The organism is Agrococcus versicolor (assembly GCF_039531815.1).
Lineage (GTDB): Bacteria > Actinomycetota > Actinomycetes > Actinomycetales > Microbacteriaceae > Agrococcus > Agrococcus versicolor.
Genome location: NZ_BAAAQT010000010.1, coordinates 1 through 18,429, shown reverse-complemented (window position 1 = coordinate 18,429; position 18,429 = coordinate 1). Strand labels below are relative to the sequence as shown.

The following is an 18,429-nucleotide window of genomic DNA, read 5'->3' as shown; positions in this document are numbered from 1 at the left end:
ACGCGACATTGTGACTCACGAGTTGCCATCATCACGTCACACCGGTCGTCTATCGTCTGCTCCGTCCGAGTGCCATCCTCGAACCAGGAACTGGGAAGGGACCCATGCGCTACTCCATCGGCGTCGACCTCGGCGCGACCTCGCTCGCGGTCGCGATCGGAGACGACCTCGGCACGCGTGCCGCCCCGCTGTCGCCGCTGCTCGTGGAGCCCTCGGTCGCCTTCTGCGCCTCCGACGGCACGATCCTCACCGGCGAGGCGGCGCTGCTCGCCGCGACCGACGATCCGACGCGGCTCGTGCGGGGGTTCAAGCGGCGACTCGGCGACCCGACCCCGATCATCGTGGGCGGCGTCGGCATCGCGCCCGAGGCGCTCATGGCCGCGCAGCTGCGCGACGTCGTCGCGCAGGTCGCCGAGCAGCAGGGCGAGGCGCCCGAGCGCGTCGTGCTCACGTGCCCGGCCGCATGGGGTCCGTACCGCCGCGAGCACTTCGCGAAGGTCGCCGAGCTCTCGGGCGTCGCGATCGACGAGATCGTCACCGACCCCGTCGCCACCGCGACGTACGTCTCGCACGAGCGACGCCTCGAGGAGGGCGCGGTGCTCGCCGTCTTCGACCTCGGCGGCCGCACGTTCGACGCCACGGTGCTGCGGATGCGGGCCGACGGCCTCGAGGTGCTCGGCAACCCCGAGGGCGTCGAGCACCTCGGCGGCGACGACTTCGACGATGCGGTCCGCGGCCTCGTCGACCAGCGCGTGGGCGGGCGCATCTCGGCGCTCGACGCCGCGAACCCGCACGACGCCGCGACGCTCGCGACCATCGACGCGGCGTGCACGAGCGCGAAGGAGGCGCTCTCCGTGCGCGAGGAGGCCGTCGTGCGGATGGTGCTCGACGACGGCGAGCACGAGGTCGCCATCACGCGCGCCGACCTCGAGCGCAGCATCCGTCCCGCCGTCGGCCTCGCGGTCGCCGCCCTGCTGCGCACGATCGACTCGGCGGGCATCGACGCCGACGCCGTCGACACCGTGATCCTCGCGGGCGGCTCGTCGCGCATCCCTCTCGTCGCCGAGGAGGTCGCGACGATCGGCCGACCCGTCACCGCCACGCACCACCCGAAGTTCACCGTCGCCCTGGGCGCGGCCGAGCGCGCGCGCAGGCTCGCCGGCGAGGCGGCGGCGCCCGCCGCCGACGGCGCAGGCGGCGACCGGGTGCCCGTGACCTCCGCACCGACGCGGGGGCTCGCGGCCACCCGCCGCACCCCGCGCCGCCCCCGCGTGCAGCGGACGACGGCGATCGTCGCCGGCGTCGCGCTCGCGGCGATCGTGGCCGTCGCGATCGTCGTCGCGACCGTGCTCGGCCGCTCGGGGGGCATCGACGCCGCGGGCACCGACGCGAACGCCGTCACCGGGCAGAGCGCCGAGGCCTCCCCGTCGCCGAGCGTGCCCCCGACCGTCACCGCCTCTCCCGCGCCCGCGACGTCCGGCTCCGAGGATGCGCTGGAGGCGACGACCGCCGCCCCCGTGCTCACGGGCGGCAGCTCGACCTCCGGCCTCGCATGGTTCCTGCAGTCGAACGACGAGTCGGGCGCGTGGGGCCTCACGCCCCTCGAGTCGGGCGAGGCGTCGCGACCCCATCTCGCGCTCACGCAGTCGGACGGCGGCCTGCGGGCGCGGTGGACGACCGGCGGGCCCGCGCAGCTGTACGCGCAGACCACCGGCGACGCGATCGACCTCGGCGAGATCGCCGACGACGGCGGCGCCCTCGTGTTCGACGTCACGCACAACGGCGGCACGGCGGAGCTGCTCGAGATCGCCGCGCACTGCGGCTATCCGTGCGGCGTCTCGGTCGACATGACCGAGACCATCAACGGCATCGCGCAGGGCGCGACGCAGCACGTCATCATCCCCGCCGAGTGCTTCACCGCCGCCGGGCTCGCGCCCGAGGCGATCGACACGCCGTTCCTCGCGCTCGGCAGCGGCGACGTCGACCTCACGTTCTCCGAGATCCGCTGGGAGAACCTCGTGGGCGCCGACCCCTCGGCCGTGCGGTGCGCCACGTGACGCCCGGGTAGGGACACCCCTACCCCCGGCGTCGGGATGGCAGCCCGAGCCGGGGGGTGGACCCAGAGACAGCGCCTTCGCGCGGTCGGACGATCGAAGCAGACGTCGACCGAGGGAAGGACCCCATCATGGCCATCACCGAAGCACCGACCGCGACGACCACCACGACGACCACCAGCGAGGCCGCTGCGTTCGACGAGCTCGTCGCCACGCACCGCCCCGGCCTCGTCCGCTACGCCACGAGCCTCATGAGCGGCGACGTCGCCGCTGCCGAGGACGTCGTGCAGGAGACCATGCTGCGCGCATGGCGCCACCTCGACCGCCTCACGGAGCAGCAGGGATCCGTGCGCGGCTGGCTCACGCGCGTGACCCACAACATCGCGATGGACCAGCACCGTGCGCGTCGCGCTCGCCCGACCGAGATCGCCTGGTCGGAGTTCGACGCCGAGCGCGCCGCGTCGCTCGACGACCCCGCGCGCGAGGTCGAGGACCGCGTGCTCGTCACCGAGCTGCTCACGCACGTCTCGCAGGCGCACCGCAGGACGCTCGCGGAGGTCTACCTCGCCGACCAGACCGCCGCGGCGGCCGCCGTGCGCCTCGGCGTGCCCGTCGGCACCGTGAAGAGCCGCGTGTTCCACGCGCTGCGCACGATGCGGTCGCAGACGGCGCTCGCCGCCTGACGGGCGCCGCGTCTCCCGATGCCCGCCGGGCCGAGCCCGGCGGGCATCGTCGTGCGCACGGGCGTCGGCGCCTCGCTCACGCCCCGATCGCATCCGGCGTCGGCACGTCCTCGGGCAGCAGCAGCACGAGGTCGTCCATCGTCGGATCGTCGATGGCGCGCGTGCGCCGAGCGTGGTTCGCGATCGAGGCGTCCATGACCTGCCTCGCGTACCGACCGTTGCCGAACGACGCGGTGCGGTCGACGGCGGCGAAGTGCCCGCGCAGCGCGGCGACCGTCGAGCCCGTGCACTCGTAGCCGGAGGCGGTCGCGTGCTGGTTCACGATCGTCACGAGCTCGTCCGGCGTGTAGTTCGCGAACCGCACGCGGTGCGAGAAGCGGGAGTCGAGGCCCGGGTTCGTGCTGAGGAACGCATCCATCTCCCGCTCGTAGCCCGCCGCGATGACGACGACCTCGTCGCGATGGTCCTCCATGAGCTTCACGAGCGTGTCGACCGACTCCTTGCCGAAGTCGTTGCCGCCACCGCCTCCGGAGGCGAGCGTGTAGGCCTCGTCGATGAACAGCACGCCGCCTCGCGCCCTGTCGAACGCCTCCGTCGTCCGTCGCGCCGTGTGGCCGACGTACTCGCCGACGAGGTCGGCGCGCGACACCTCGGTGACCTGCCCCTGGGCGAGGACGCCGAGCGCGGTGAGGAGCGAGCCGTAGAGCCGTGCCACCGTCGTCTTGCCCGTGCCGGGAGGCCCCGCGAAGATGAGGTGCCTGCTGAGCGACGGCGCCGGCAGCCCCGCCGCCTGCCGACGTCGAGCGGAGGTCAGGAGGTCGACCATGCCCTGCACCTCGGCCTTCACGCCGTCGAGGCCGACGAGCTCGCGCAGCGTGCCGAGCAGCTGCTCGACGCGCTCCTCGTCGACGCGGCCGACGCCCGCGCCGATCGACGAGCCGGGCAGCGGGCCGAGGTCGTCGGGCACGAGCCGCGTGAGGGTCAGCGCGTCGACGTCCGCGTCGCCGCCGAGCCGGTAGGCCTGCCTGCCGAGCATCTCCTCGAAGACGCTGCGCGCGGTGCGGCCGTTGCCGAAGGTCTCGTCGCGCGGAAGGTCGGTGAAGTAGCCGTGCAGCGCAGCCCGCGTCTCGAACTCGAGGCTGTAGTGGTTGGCACGGCACAGGCCCTCGACGATGGTCACCATCTCGGCCGACGAGTAGTCGGTGAACTCGATCGTGCGCGAGAAGCGCGACGAGAGCCCCGGGTTCGCCGCCATGAACGTGCGCATGTCGTTCGTGTAGCCGGCGACGATCACCACGACGTCGTCGCGGTGATCCTCCATGAGCTTCACGAGCGTGTCGATCGCCTCGCCACCGAAGTCGTTGCTCGAGCCGCCGTCCTTCGACAGCGCATAGGCCTCGTCGACGAACAGCACGCCGCCGAGCGCCTTCTCGAACATCTGGGTGGTCTTGATCGCCGTCCCGCCGATCACGGCCGCCACGAGGTCGGGGCGTGCGACCTCGACGAGCTGGCCGGTGCGCACGACGCCGAGCGCGGCGAGGATGCGGCCGTAGAGCCGCGCGACCGTCGTCTTGCCCGTGCCGGGCGAGCCCGCGAACACGAGGTGCCGCGAGACGGGCGGCGACGGGAGGCCGGCCGCGGCCCTGCGCTCCGCCATCTGGTGCATGCGCACGAGCGTCTCGACCTGCCGCTTCACGCCGTCGAGCCCCACGAGCTCGTCGAGCTCGGCGAGCAGTCGGTCGAGCTCGTGCTCCTCGGTCGCGGGGCGCGGCGGCTCGCCGGCGGCTGCGGTCGTGGCGTCGGCGCGCCGCGTGGGCGCGCCATCCTGCGCGTCGTCGTCGGACTCCCGCAGCTGCTCGACCTCGACGTCGGCCTCCGGCTCGACGCGCACCGCCTCGCCGCCCACGTCGACCACCGTCGTGCGCCGGAGCGCACCCGTCGCGGCGTCCTGCCAGACGACGCCGTGCCTGCAGCCGCGCACCGAGCCGTCCTCGACGACGAGCCGCGCCGCGTCCCGCGCGACCGCGCCCTCCGACTCCGCCCCGGCGATCCGCACGTTCGAGAGGGTCGCGCTCGCGTCGTCCGAGACCGTGACGCCCGTGCCGCCCGGCCGCTCGATCGTCGAGTCGACGAGCGTGAGGGATGCCGAGCCCGCGACGACGATCGCGTCGTGGCCCGCGGCGCGCAGCTCGCACGCATCCGCGGCGAGCCTGGCCTGGTCGATGAGGTGGAGCGCATGCGTGGAGCCGTCGCCGATGCGGACGCCCGAGAGCTCGATCGCCGCGTCCGCCATGCCGACGACGCCCTGGCCGACGAGTCGCTGCATCGTGACGTCGACGAGCGAGGCCGAGGCGCCCGTCGTGACGAGGAGGCCGATCCCCTCGCCGTCGGCGATCGTCGTGCCCGTCGCGTCGAGGCTCGCCCCGCCCTCGACGGTGATGGCGGCGTTCGCGATCGTGCCGATCGTGCCGCGCACGAGCGTGACCTGCCCACCGTCGGCGACGAGCAGCGCGCCCTGCGCGTCGGCGATCGCGACGTCGGTGAGCTGCGCGGCGCTCGGCCCGCGCACGACGAGCGCCGTGGTCGCGACGTCGTGCAGCCCGCCGCCGGTGAGGTCGGCCCGGCCGCCCTCGTAGACGAGCACGCCGGCGCCCGCGTCGTTGCGGACGCTCGAGTCGTGCATCGACAGCTGCGCCTCCGACCGCACGACGATCGCCACCTCCGTCGAGGCCTCGACCGTGCAGTCGTCGAGCGACAGCGCACCGGACTCGACGTCGACGGCGACGTCGCCGCCCGCACGCGAGATCGTGACGCCCGAGACCCGCACCTCGACGGCAGCGCTGCGCACGGCCGGCCCGGCGCTGCTCTCGATGCGCACCTCGCCCGCGTCGCCGACGCCCGAGAGCGAGACGGCGCGATCGATCGTGAGCGACTCGCGGTAGACGCCGGGGCGGATGGAGATGACGTCGCCGTCGTTCGCCGAGGCGAGCGCCGACGCGATGGACTGGTGGCAGTCGCGCTCGTCGACGGCGACCGTGTGCACCGAGCGCTCGGCGGCGATCAGTCGAGTGGCCATGTCGTGCCCTCCCAGGCGTCGGGGCGGATGGCGGCGGAGAGCCGCCGCCAGGTGCCCGCATCGATCGGCGCGGCCGGGCCCGCGGTGCGCAGGTGCGCGACGAGCTCGGCGTCGGGGGCGATGCGGTGGCGTTCGAGGTAGTAGGCGACGGCGTCGCTCCAGATCCAGGTGCCGTCCGAGCGCAGGTCGGCGGGCACGACGGCGTCGACGTCGCCGAGGTCGTCGCGCATCGGCTGCGACGCGTGGACGACGATCGAGCCGGTGCGCAGCAGCGCGAGCAGGGCGTCGCGCTCGACGGCGTCGACGATCACGGGATGCTCGGGCGCGAACCAGGGCGTGCCGTCCCGCTGCCCGTCGAACACGCGCGCGACCCTCGGCGCCGTCGGCCGACGCGCGGGCAGGCGGCCGACGATGCCGCGCAGCAGCCGCCGCACGCCGTGCGCGGCGGGAGCGCGCGTCGCGGCGGGCGCGGCCACCGGACCGGCGTCGCCCGCGGGCTCACCGACCGCATCCGCCGCGTCGCGCTCCTGGGCGGAAGGCTCGTGGGTCATCGTCATGCTCCTCATGCCGCCACGGGAAGGTCGCCGAGCCAGCGGTCGTCGGCATGGATGCCCAGGTCGCCGCGCGCCTCGGCGGCCGCCTGCAGCCGCACGAGCGCCTGCTCGGCATCCGTGCCCTCCTCGGCGAGCAGCAGCCTGGGCGCGGGGCCCGCCGCGCTGCCGAGCACGCGGAGCCTCGTGCCGGCGGGCAGCACGACGTCGGCCGCCCCTGGCGCACCGTGCAGCACGCGATCGAGCCGCCGCCCGCTCGTCGTCCAGATGAGGGCCTCCGCCGGGCCCGTCGCCGGCCCGTCGGCCGCGGCGGCGACGAGCGGCGCGCGCAGGCGCAGGACCGTGCCCGGCGTCGCGTCGATGGCGACCGGGATGCCGCGCACGACGACCGACCGCGCCGTCGGCAGCATCGAGAGCCCCTCGGCGAGGCACGTGTGGAAGTCGAGGTCGTAGTCGGCGTGCGGCTCGGCGGCGAAGACCCGCACGAGCGAGAGACCGGTGAGCATCGCGGACCGGTCGCCTGCCGCGACGCGCATGCCGGGCTGCTGCGCGAGCAGCTGCGAGACCGTGCGGCTCGCGACGTCGTACCGTGCGCCGAGCGCCGAGCGGACCCGGTGCCGCTGGTCGGCCGTCGAGCGCGCGTCGGCGGGGACGTCGATGGGCGACGCGCTGCGGTGCGGGGCGGCGGCCGGGGGCGCGGGGGTGGCGGCGGGTGCGGGCGCCGAGGTCGCGGGCGCCGTCATGGACGCTGCGGACGCTGCCGATGCGGAGACGGCGGGCACGGAGGCCGCCACGGCGGCTGCGGGCGCGGGGACTGCGGGCGCGATGGTTTCGGGCGCGGTGGCTGCAGGCGCGGCTGAGACTGGCCCGGCTGCGACGGGCAGGGGTCCAGCGTGCGAGGCCGGTGCAACAGGAGGGCAATCGCGGACGGCGGCTGCGGCCTGCGCGATCGTTGGGGCTGACGGACCGCTCGCACGCGAGCCCCGCTCCAGCGACGCTCCTGCGCTCGCCGTCGGCGACGCCTCGGGATCGACGGGACGCGTCGGGCCGACCTGCCCCGACGGCGCGCTCGTGCCGCGGGCGGCACCGCCGAGGGATCGCGCGGCCGCCGAGCCCTGGAGCGCTCGCGCGATCGCGTCGCTCGCGGCGCTCGCCGAGGTCCGGGATGCGACCGACCCGTCCCCCACGACCGCGTCGGACGCGGCGTGCGGCTGCGGCAGCTCCTCCTGCGGCCGCGGCGTGGACTCCGACGCGTCGGTGGGCATCGGCTGCGTGCCGGCGGACGGCGCCTGCGCGCTGGTCGAATGCGGCTCCGCGCTGGTCGAGCGAGGCTCCGCGGCGGTCGGCAGCAGGTCGGCGACGGTCGCCAGCGGCTCCGCCTCGGTCTCCGCGAGCGCAGCCCGCCGCGGCGCCGCGGCCGCGTACCAGGCAGCCGCGGCGTCGTCGGCGCTCGGCGAGGTCGAGACGACGGCGTCGCGCACGTGACGGCCGGACGGCTCCATGTGGGCCTGCGACGCCGTCGCGGCGGGGTCCGCGCGGACGACCGCATCCACGTCGTCCGTCCGCGCGATCGTCTCCGGGGCCTCGCCGGCCCCGTCGACGGGCTCGCCGTCCACGACGGCTGCGGGAGCGTCGACCTCGACGGCGGGCACGGCGTCGTCGACCGCTGCGTCGTCGACCGCTGCGTCGTCGATCGCCGCGTCGTCGACCACCGGGTCGTCGCCGACGGCGTCGTGGCTCGCCACGCCGACGCTCGCCGCGTCGGCATGCGCGACGTCGGGGTCGACGGTGTCGCCGCTCGCGTCCGCGGTCGCCGCGACGAGCCTGCCGTCGGCCGTGATCGCGAGCGCTTCCGTCGGCGCCCACGCCCCCGGGTACGCGTCGCGCACGACGCGCCTGGCGGCGGCGTCGATCGGATGCAGCGTCACGGCACCGCGCTGCGCGAGCCGCTCGCGCAGGGGCTCGAGCAGCGCGGGCAGCGCAGCGGGTCGCTGTGCGCCGTCGCACTGCACGAAGACGCCGAGCGAGCCCACGGGCGGCGAGAGCTCGGCAGCATCGGCGAGCGGCTCGTCCTCGGAGCGCACCACGAGCCCGGCCGCGACCACGTCGACGACCCAGCGATCGCCCGCGCGCCGTCGTCTCCTCGGCGTCTCCCCCAGTCGGTACGACGCGGCGCCCGCGCCTGCGAGCCCGGGTGGAGCCGCCCATCGCTCGAGCGTGATCGTGCCGTCCGGCGCGCACACGCTCTCGAGCGCGAGCGTGGCCGGGAGCGTCTCGCCATCGCCGTCGATGCGGGCCGGCGCACCGCCGATCTCGACGCCGTGGGCGATGCGCAGCGGCTGCTCGAGCGCGGCCGCGAGGGCCCGGACGGTCTCGAGCGGCAGGCTCGCGTCGCCGAATCCCGCGAGCACGACCGCCGACCGCGTCTCCGCCGGCAACGACCGCAGCACCGCGAGCAGCCGCTCCTCGCTCGGTGCGGGCTCGGAGGGGCTGCCCACGACGACGAGCAGCTGCCGCTCGCGCACGGCGACGCCCGCGAGCCGTACCGCGTGCCGCGGCTCGGTGCCGGACGTGATCCACAGCCCCGCGGGGATGTGCGCCGCGCCGGACAGGTCCTGCGGCAGCTGCGACTGCCACGTCGGTGCGGGATAGCGACGTCCTGCGGCCACGCGCGCGCCGCGGGGGCTCTGCGCGATCCAGCCGTCCCCGCCACCGACGGAGAACAGGGTGCCCTCGCAGCGGATGAACCGACCCTCCGGCGCGATCACCGAGACGCCGAGCGCCTGCGCCAGGCGCGTGCTCGCGGCCTCGCCGTCGTCGCCCGCACCGGCGAGCCCGGCCTCCGGCACGACGACGGCGCCGTCGAGATGGGGCAGGACGGCGTCGACGAGCTCGGCGTCCGCGTCGCGCAGCGCCTGGCGGAGCGCGGGCGTCGTCGTCAGGTATCGGGCGGCGCGCAGCGGGGGCAGCCCGTCGAGGAGCGTCGCCGCATCCGCGTCGCCATCCTCGGCGACGACGATGCCGAAGCCCGTCCCCTGCACGGTGATCGACGTCACGGCATCTCCTTCCCTCAGCTCGACCACGCGCGACGATGCGCGGGGGGTTCACCGAGGGACGCCGGCGGGTCAGCCGATGCGACTGAGGGCGTCGTCGACGAACGACTGGGCGTCGAAGGGCGTGGCTCCCCCGGTGCGCGTGCCGTCGGGCAGCAGGACGCTGCGGTCGTCGCCCTCGTCCTCCTCCTCGGGCACGTAGCCGGACATGGGTGCCGAGGGGATCCACGTCGTGCTCGAGCGTGGTGCCGGCGAGGCGGGTGCTGCGGGCTCGGCGGGCGCGTCGGACGCGTCGGACGCCGGGCGTGCGGCACCGTCGGCGTGCGGCTGCGACGACGATCCTGCGGGGTCGCGCTCGGCATCCGCTGCTGCGGTGGCCGGCGTCGGGGGTGCCGCTCGGGTCGTCGACGCGGCGCCCGGGTCCGCCACGCTGCCGGTCGCGCCCGGGCCCCCGCGCTCGTCGTCGCCCTCGCCCTCGCCCTCGGAGGCCGTGACGTACTCGGCGTCGCTCTGCGTCTCGGGTGCCGTCTCGTACTCGGAGCCGGACTCGGACTCGGACGTCGAACCAGAGTCGAGCTCGCCGTCGAGCCGACCGTCGAGGTCGCTGTCGAACGTGCCGCTGCCGGACCCGAGCCCAGCCTCGGCGTCGGGCCCTGTGTCCGTCGCGATGTCCGTCGCGACGTCGGCATCGGCATCGGACTCGGAGCTCGAGGCAGGGACGGACGGCGGCTCGGACCCGATCTCGGACCCGACGCGGATCTCGCTGTCGCCGCCGTCGTCGCTGTCGACCTCCGCCTCGTCGTCGCCGCTGTCGCCGTCGGCCTCGGCCTCGTCGCTGTCGACGTCGGCCACGTCGTCGCTGTCGCTGTCGACGTCGGCCTCGTGGCCATCGTCGCTCAAGCCGTCGTCGCTGAAGCCGTCGTCGCTCTCGCGGTCGCCATCGTCATCGACCTCCGAGTCCGCGTCGTATCCGGCGTCGGAGGCGTCCGAGTCGACGGCGTCCGACGCATCGGCGTCCGAGTCGACTGCGTCCGACTCGACCGCGTCCGACTCGAGGTCGTCGGACTCCTGCGCGTCCGACTCGACGGCGCCCGTCTCGGACTCCTGCGACTCGTCGGCGGCCGAGTCGGGTGCGTCCGACTCCGCGACGTCCGACTCGATGGCATCCGAGTCGTCCGACTCGATCGCTGCGGGGTCGGATGCGTCCGATCCGGCAGCCTCCGACTCCACGCCATCGGACGCCGCGACGTCCGACTCGACCGCCTCGGCGTCCTCCGAGCCCACGGCCTCCGGCTCCGAGGCACCGGAGTCCGCGGAGTCGGGATCGGCGGCGTCGGACCCCGACCCCGTGGCGTCCGAGTCCGACGGGCGCGCGGGCTCCGACGTGGACGTGGACGAGGACTCCGACCCGGACGAACGCTCCGACGGTGACGCCGACGCGGACCCGGACGCGGACCCCGTCTGCGACTCCGACTCCGACTCGACCTCTGACTCCGACTCCGACTCCGAAGCAACCTCCGACTGCGACGCCGACTCCGACCCGGAGGCGTCCGGCACGACGGCATCCGACTCCGTCTCCGAGTCGGCGGGGTCGGTGGGGTCCGGCACGGCAGCGGGCATCGCGAGACCGAGCGCGCCGAGCTGCTGCTCCCACACCTGGAGCACCACGGGGACGTCGATCTGCTGCGGCGTCCTCGGCCCGCCGCTGCTCACGATCGTCGTGGTGCCCGCGCTCACCTGCAGTCGCAGGTGCGCGTCGACGATGACCGACCTGCCGGTGTGCACGATCTTCTCGGAGGTCTTGACGTCGGTGCCGACCTCGTCCGTCCGGCTCGAGCCGATCTTGTACGACGGCGCGAGGCCGGCGACGACGAAGCCGGCGTCGCTCATGCCCGACATCGCGAACGGCACGGCCATGCCCGTGTCGTCGGTGCGCTTCCTCGCGTCGGAGACGCCGGTGCCGAGGTCGACGGTGTGCTGGAGCGTCGTGTCGGGAGCGACGCTGCCCTGGCGCACGACGGGCTGCACGATGGCGCCGGAGATCGCGACGTCGGAGCGGATGTCGCGGAAGGCGCCACGGCGAGCGATGAGGCCGCCCACGTCGAACGACTCCCCGGCGACGATCCGAGGGATCGCGCCGAGCAGCATCGCGTTCGAGAGGGTCGTGCGCAGCGCCTCGTCGTACACGTCGCCCGCTCGCGCGGCACCGCTCGGCCCGAGCTGCCGCTGCACGGCGTCGCGCACGGCGTCCACGGCGGCGTTGTCCCAGCGCACGGCCCTCCACGCCCCGACCTCGGGCAGCCGGTGCGAGGCCGTGACGGCGGCGGGAGGGGCGGGAGCGTCGACCATCGGCGGCGAGTGCTGCGGTGCGACGAGGTCGAGCGATCCGGCGAGCGCGACGGTGCCGAGGTCGCGATGCGCGCCACCGGTGATGGCCCTCGGCGCGAGCGAGTCGAGCGCGCCGCCGAGATGCTCGTGCAGCTGCAGGTCGACCGTGTAGGTCACGGGCACGTGGTGCTGCTCGAGCGCCGAGTGCTCGGCGGTCACGGCGATCTTCGGCGACGTCGGGAACGCGACGCTCGCGTCCTTCCTGCGGTTGAGGAGCGTCAGGTCGTGCTGCGCCGCGACCTCGCCACCGGGCAGGTCCTGCGTCGCGTCCGGCCTGCGGAGGTACCCGATCCGGCCGTCGGCGACCGCGCTCGCCTGGTGGAAGCGCGTGCGCTTGCCCGTCGCGCCGCCCGCACGCTCCGTCGAGATCCTCTCGCCGACGAGCGCGGTGGTCGTCGCCGGATCGGCGGGATCCGGCCGGTGCGCGACCGACACGTCGATGCTCACGGTGCGCTGCAGGAACGGGCCGGAGGGCAGCGCGAGCGTCACGCGGTTCGGGCCGACGACCGCGTCGCGGAGGAAGCCGGAGCCCGAGCCCGCCGACAGCAGCCTCCGCACCTCCTGCAGCACGAGCGCGCGACCGTCGTCGTCCAGGGCGGCCGGATGCCACGTCTGCTCCATGGCCGTGAGGTCGGCGGCGGCGACGGTGCCCGCGCCGACGACGGCATCGGAGTCGTGCTGGAACGGGGCGAGCGGGTCGGGCCCCGCGTGCAGCGGCACGAGGGGGATGCCGTCCCCGTCGGCGGGCGGGATGGGGGCGATGACGGGCGGTGCGGGCGCGCCGGTCGGCGCGGCGGCGGCGCCCTGTCCTCCGGCGACGGCCGGCGGGGCGACCGGCGCGTGCGGCGCGAGCTCGGGCGGCAGCGCGATGCCGTGCTGCTGCAGCAGCGCCGCTGCCTCGCGCACCGGCAGCTCGACGTCGACCGAGGCGGGCTCGTAGCGGGTGAACGAGGGGTTCGCGAAGGCGTTCCTCCATCGCCACCGCCGCAGCTCGAGCGACGGCGTGTAGCTGCGCTCGGCGTCGAAGCGCAGCACCGCCGTCTCGCCCTGCGCGGTGCGCTCGGTCGCGGTGCCCGTCGAGCGCTCCTGCTCGCGGGAGCGTCCGTACGCGTACCCGAGCTTCGCGCCCACCTGCGCGAGCAGGTTGTCCCTGCCACCGGGCGCGGTGGCTCGCAGCGAGCCGTCGAGGCCGACGGCGAGGCTCCACTCCTTCGACGACGAGACGGCGCGGTCGTCGGCCGTGCCGCGCACGAGGGTCCGGTCGCTCCTCGTCGTGACGAACGCGGGGTTGCCGAGCCGCTGCCGCACCTCCACGGAGCCGTGCAGGTCGACGATCCTGCCCGGCAGCCGCATCGCACCGGTGCCGACCGAGCGATCCGCGAGCCCGGCGTTCGCGATCGTGCGCAGCCCCGCATCCGACCCGAGCGCCTCGACGGTCGCGGCCGTGACCTCGCCGGGACGCGTGAAGGGCGAGAGCGCGAGCGCGGGCCTGCCGTGCAGCGCGTCCACGGCACGCGACCCCCAGCTGGAGAAGTTGCCGCTGCCCGCGTGCGACCGGTGGACGGCGGCGGCGTCGCCCACGGTGTCGGCGCGCTTCGACAGCGCGGCCTCGAGCAGCGACGCGTGCGCGTCGTGCCCGTGCATGCGGTCGATCTTCGCGAACGTGCCGAGCGACGCGGGATCGATCGCCCGGAACGCCGGGTCGGATCCGCCGACGATCGTGCGCGCGACCCCCGGGCGCTGGGCGTCCGCGTCGAGCTGCGGCCTGCGCACCCTCACGCCGTCGACGGGCAGCACGCGGCCGACGCCGCCCTCGAGACGGTGCCTGCCGAGCGCCGGCCCGCTGCCCAGCAGCCTGCCGCCGAGCAGGCCGCGCTGCACCGCGTTCGGATCCTTCGTCGACTCGTGCACGACCTGGAGCGTGGTGAGCGCGTCGTGGTACGCGGCGACCGACGTGCTCGATGCGGCTCGCGTGTCCTTGACCGTGTGCGAGGCGGCGTTCTTCGCCGTGCGCTGGTGCCCGCCGGTGAGCTGGAGGATGCCGCCGCCCCAGTTCGTGCCGCCGACGGTGATGAGCGCCTGCGGGCCCACGGTGATGCCCTGGCCCGCCTTGGAGTCCATGCCGATCTCGCGCTTCGTCGCGAGCGACTCCTCCTGCTTCGTCAGTCGGCCGTCGCTCGACAGGTCGGCGGTGCCCAGGTCGATCGCGGCCGTCACCGTGAGGCGATGCGTGCGACCGCCCTCCTGCCAGACCGTCGTCGTGCCGCCGTTGGCCGCGTCGTGCAGGGCCACCGTGCCCTGGTCGCCGTCGAACCGCCGTGCGACGGCCGCCCGTCCGGCCTCGGAGAGCGCGAAGCGCCGACCGATGCGGTCGGCGAGGTCGGTCGGCACCGACACGAGCGAGTCGCGCGAGGGATCGAACGCGCGCTCCTCGAGCGCCGGCGCGGGATCCGCAGCCGCCTTCGGCCCCACCGCATCCGGCAGCCAGAGGCCTCGCGCGACGGCGTCGGCGATCGGCACCGATAAGGTCGTCTGCACGTCGACCGAGCGCGCGGGCCCGCGCCCCGTCCTCGCATCGACGGTGCGCGTGAGCGCGTAGACGGCGACCGCGTCGTCGTCGCTGCGCGACGTGGCGTGCTTGACCTCGGTCGAGCCGCCGATCTGGCCGCTCGTCGTCGCGGAGACGCCGCTGCCGAAGCGCAGGACGCTGCGTATGCGTCCGCGGGCGCCGGCCGCGATGCTCGTCTCGACCGCCTTCGACCAGCCGGAGGAGAACGCCGTGCCCCGCGCGGTCTTGGATGCGCCGTCGGCGATGCCGAGGAAGGTGGCGGTCGGCGCACCGGCGGCGACCGAGAACGTCGTCGTCTCGCCGCGCGCCTGCGCGACGCCCGTGGCCGTGAGGACGCTCGTGAGCGCGTCGACGTCGCGCTGCGAGCGCGGCCGCACGGTGCCGTCGGACAGGTGGGTGACGCGTCGCGGTCGGATGCCGCGGAGGTCGGCACCCGCGGGCCGGTTCGCACCCGGCAGCGTGCCGTCGGGCACGACGTGCTGGAGCCTCGGCATGGAGAGCTGCACGTCGGCGTCGATGGGGGTCGTCGTGCCGCCGGTCGTGAGGCTGAGCGTGACGGTGGCGGGGACGGGCGTCTCGGCGACCGTCGGAGCGACGGCGTCGCGCAGGGACGTCTTGAGCCCGAGATCGGCGCCCTCCGTCGTGGAGATCCCGAGGCTGACCGACGGGTAGCCGGGCGTCGGCGCCATGCTCACGGCGAGCTGGAGCTCGGCCTTGACGGAGCTGCTCGCGGACACCTTGGCCGACGTCTCCACGTCCTGCGTGCGGGAGAAGACGTCGCGGGCCTCGACGGCACCGTCGGGCCTCGCGGCGGGGTCGGCGGGGCGAGCGGGGTCGGCAGCACGGGCCGGGCCGCCGGGACCGGCAGGATCGGTAGGACGGGCAGGATCGGCGAGCGGCGCGTTCGCGGGCGCGGCCGGTCGGGGCGCCGGCGTGCGCACGTCGGTCCTGCGGACCTCGGCCGTCACGGTGCCCACCGTGATCGAGCCGGCATCGAGCACCCGACGCCATGCCGCCGCCGTCTGCGCTGCCGTGGCGTCGTCGTCGAGACCGAGCGCGTCGCGCACCTCGGCCGGCGTGGCGCCCAGGGTCCGCGCGACCTGCCGGTGCAGGCGGTCCGGGCCGTCGATCGACGTGAGCGGCAGCGGCTGACCGTGCAGCATCGCGTTCCAGGGATAGCTGCCATCGACGCGCGCCGGCGGTACCGGGGCGAGGTCCGGGTCGGGGTCGGGCGCGGGGTCCGGGTCGGGTGCGGGGTCCGGGTCGGGTGCGGGGTCCTGGCCGGGTGCGGGGTCCTGGCCGGCTCGGGGGTCGGGCGCCGGGTCCGGGTCGGGCGCGGGGTCCGGGTCGGGTGCGGGGTCCGGATCGGGTCGCGGGTCGGGTGCGCGGTCCGGATCGGGTGCGTCATCGGCCTCGGGTGCGGGATCTGCGTCGCCTGCGGGATCCGCCTCGAGTGCGGGATCCGCGTCGGGTGCGGGGTCCGCGTCGACGTCCGGGTCCACCGCAGGGTCCGGCCTCGCAGCCGCGTCCGGCTCGGCAGCCTGGTCGGGCTCGACGATCGCGTCGGAGCTGCCGGTCGGGTCGGGCTCCACGCCGACCTCGGGTGCCCGATCGGGGCCCGCCTCCGCCTCGGGTGCTGCATCGTACGGCGCGTCGGCTCGAGGCTCGGGAGCCGCGTCACGCTCGGGCTCGGGCGACACCGCATCCGCCTCGGCATCGGGCGTCGCCGGTGCTGGCGGCTCGACGTCGCGAGCCGGCAGCGGGCCGGAGGCCTCGCCGGCCTGCGCCTCGGCCTCGACCCCGCGCGCTGCATCGGCGTCGTCGAGCGGACGCCTCGGCGCGGGCGCGGCCGTCTCGCTCGCCGTCGCGGTCGCGATCGGCGTGCGGGAGGGGGTCGGCGCCTCGGCCGTCGAACGCGTGATCGATGGCTCGGCGGCCGGTCGGCCACCCCTGCTCGCGTCGGACGGCCCGGGTGTGCCTGGCGTCACGCTCGGGCTCGGCGCCCGCGACGTGGGCGACGCCGGCAGCCCGGCCGTCGGCACCGGTGCCGACGTCGACTGCTGCGACTCCGCGTCGGATGCCGCCGTGGGCTCCGAGGCGGCGCCCGTCTCGCGCGGGCTCGAGTGCGACGGCGACGCCGACCGGCCGGGCGCGGCCCCCTCGACGTCCGGTCGCGACGACGAGGTCGGCGTCGTCGCGTCAGCCCTCGACCCCTCGGGGTTGCCGGCGGCGCCATGGTCGTCGGGTGTCGAGCGGGGGTCGGTGGCCGCGTCCGCACGTGGGTCGGAGCTCGTCGCAGACGGCGCATCGGGCGTCGCGACCGCGTCGCTCGCGGCGACCTCGCCGTCGGCCCGCGCGGCGTCGGGGCTGGGGGGACGCGTGCCCTCCACGGTGGCGGGCTGCCCGACCGGGCGCTCCCCGCCATCGGGCGTCGAGCCGTTCGACGCGACGGCAGTCGGGCTGGAGGCGGGGGCGTCCCCGGTCGACGCCGAGCCCTCCGGCGACGAGGCGAGCGCATCCGCGGACGACGCGTCCGCGTCCGAGGCGGGCGCGTCCGTCGTCGGACCGCCCCCGAGCGACGCGGCGCCATCGGACGCAGGCGCGCCCGTCGTCGATCCGACGTCCGGCGACGAGGCGCCGTCGACCGCATCGGCCTGAGCGCCGGGCGACGTGCTCGGCGCCGTCGTCGGGCCGGCGCTCGACGTCGGAGCGTGTCCGGGCGCGGCTGCCGTCGGAGCCGCCGCGGCAGTGTCCGACGAGCCGTCCGATCCGGTCGCGCTCGGTGCGACCCCTGCGACGCCGTCCTCGGACCCGAGCTCCGGGCCGGCCGCGGCATCCTCGCTCCCCACCGAGTCGGAGCCCGTCTCGACGTCTGCGGTCGCGGGGGCGTCGGAGCCGGTCTCGACGTCTGCGGTCGCGGAGACGTCGGAGCCGGTCTCGGCAGACCCGGCCTCGGCCTCCTCGGGCACGGCCGCGTCAGACCCGGCCTCGACGTCCGAGCCGGTGTCGGCATCGCCGTCGGACGCCGCGTCGGAGCCGGTCCCCGCATCCGACCCGGCGTCGGACGCGTCGGAGCCGGAGGCGGCATCCGAGCCGGATGCGCCATCGGACCGGGAGGGACGATCCGCGCCGGACTGCGCATCGCCATCGGGATCGCCGTCCGCGCTCGACGCGGCATCGTCGGACGACCCGGCATCCGCGCCCGACGCGGCATCGTCGGACGACCCGGCATCCGCGCCCGACGCGGCATCGTCGCCAGGCTCTGCACCCGAGCTCGACGGCTCGGTGCCGGATGCCGCACTCGCATCCGCCGTGCCGTCGGCGTCCGATGCCGCATCCGTGCCGGGTGCGGCATCCGCGCTCGGCGCCCCGCCCTCGTCGGGCGCGGCGTCGCTGATCGACGTCGCGTCGGCGTCGGACGCGTCGGCGTCGCTCTCGGAGGGCCGGGGGTCGGTTGCCGCATCCGCGGTCGGTGCGCCGCCTGCGTCCGTCGCCGCGTCCGACGGCGGCTCGGCCGAGTCCGCGGCCGGGTCATGCATCGAGCCGGGGCCGGACGTCGCATCGGGCGTCGGCGACGCCTCGTGGTGGCCGGGCAGCGCGCTCGCCGTGCCCTGCGTCGAGGCACCCGGAGCCGACGCCGGTGATGCGCCGTCGCGCGCGTCGAGCTGGCTGCCCTCGGATCCCGGGGCGGCGCCCCCGCGCGGAGACTCCGGGGCGATGGTGCCGCCCTGCGGATCGGTGGCCTGGCCGGGCGTGACCGTCGAGGGTGCGCCTGCCGTCGCAGCCTGCGCCGGAGCCGTGCCGGAGACCGGTCGCTCGCCGAGCGGAGCCGGCGCGCTCGACGCGCCGCCGGCGCCGCCTGCGCCGCCCGCGCTGCCCAGGCTGCCGATGCCATCGGCGCTGCTCGCGCCATCGGTGCTGCCCGAGCCGGCGGCGGCGTCGGTCCCGCGGCCGCCCGACGTCGCGTCCGACCCTCCTCGCGCGGCCTGGGCGCCGCTCCCTCCGGCGCCGACGCCTGCGGCCGAGCCCGCGCCGAGCCCCGGGCCGGCGGCCGG

Annotated in this window: 6 protein-coding genes; 2 read left to right on the top strand and 4 right to left on the bottom strand. The window is 76.0% G+C overall.

What is annotated here, in order from left to right:
• Window positions 1-104 precede the first annotated feature (104 nt).
• Window positions 105-2,057, top strand: a complete 1,953-nt coding sequence (locus ABD249_RS15920; protein ID WP_344345176.1) for an Hsp70 family protein — start codon at window positions 105-107, stop codon at window positions 2,055-2,057.
• A gap of 128 nt (window positions 2,058-2,185) precedes the next feature.
• A complete protein-coding gene (locus ABD249_RS15915; RefSeq protein ID WP_344345174.1) occupies window positions 2,186-2,737 on the top strand; it encodes a sigma-70 family RNA polymerase sigma factor in 552 nt (183 codons plus the stop codon).
• A gap of 76 nt (window positions 2,738-2,813) precedes the next feature.
• Here ABD249_RS15915 and ABD249_RS15910 read toward each other — a convergent pair whose 3' ends face one another.
• From ABD249_RS15910 to ABD249_RS15895, 4 genes are all read right to left on the bottom strand, one after another.
• A complete protein-coding gene (locus ABD249_RS15910; RefSeq protein WP_344345172.1) occupies window positions 2,814-5,813 on the bottom strand; it encodes an AAA family ATPase in 3,000 nt (999 codons plus the stop codon).
• On the bottom strand, window positions 5,798-6,364 hold the full coding sequence (locus ABD249_RS15905; RefSeq protein ID WP_344345169.1) for a hypothetical protein: 567 nt from the start codon (window positions 6,362-6,364) through the stop codon (window positions 5,798-5,800). The genes ABD249_RS15910 and ABD249_RS15905 overlap by 16 nt, the downstream gene beginning before the upstream one ends.
• 11 nt (window positions 6,365-6,375) lie before the next feature.
• Window positions 6,376-9,420 (bottom strand): hypothetical protein, encoded by a 3,045-nt coding sequence (locus ABD249_RS15900; RefSeq protein WP_344345167.1) that lies wholly within the window; start codon window positions 9,418-9,420, stop codon window positions 6,376-6,378.
• A gap of 69 nt (window positions 9,421-9,489) precedes the next feature.
• Window positions 9,490-17,913, bottom strand: a complete 8,424-nt coding sequence (locus ABD249_RS15895) for a hypothetical protein (RefSeq protein ID WP_344345164.1) — start codon at window positions 17,911-17,913, stop codon at window positions 9,490-9,492.
• Window positions 17,914-18,429 lie beyond the last annotated feature (516 nt).

Bases quoted from the DNA above. Each gene is read 5' to 3' on its own strand.
- ABD249_RS15920 (WP_344345176.1), top strand. From the start codon at position 105: ATGCGCTACTCCATCGGCGTCGACCTCGGCGCGACCTCGCTCGCGGTC.
- ABD249_RS15915 (WP_344345174.1), top strand. From the start codon at position 2,186: ATGGCCATCACCGAAGCACCGACCGCGACGACCACCACGACGACCACC.
- ABD249_RS15910 (WP_344345172.1), bottom strand. From the start codon at position 5,813: ATGGCCACTCGACTGATCGCCGCCGAGCGCTCGGTGCACACGGTCGCC.
- ABD249_RS15905 (WP_344345169.1), bottom strand. From the start codon at position 6,364: ATGACCCACGAGCCTTCCGCCCAGGAGCGCGACGCGGCGGATGCGGTC.
- ABD249_RS15895 (WP_344345164.1), bottom strand. From the start codon at position 17,913: ATGCATGACCCGGCCGCGGACTCGGCCGAGCCGCCGTCGGACGCGGCG.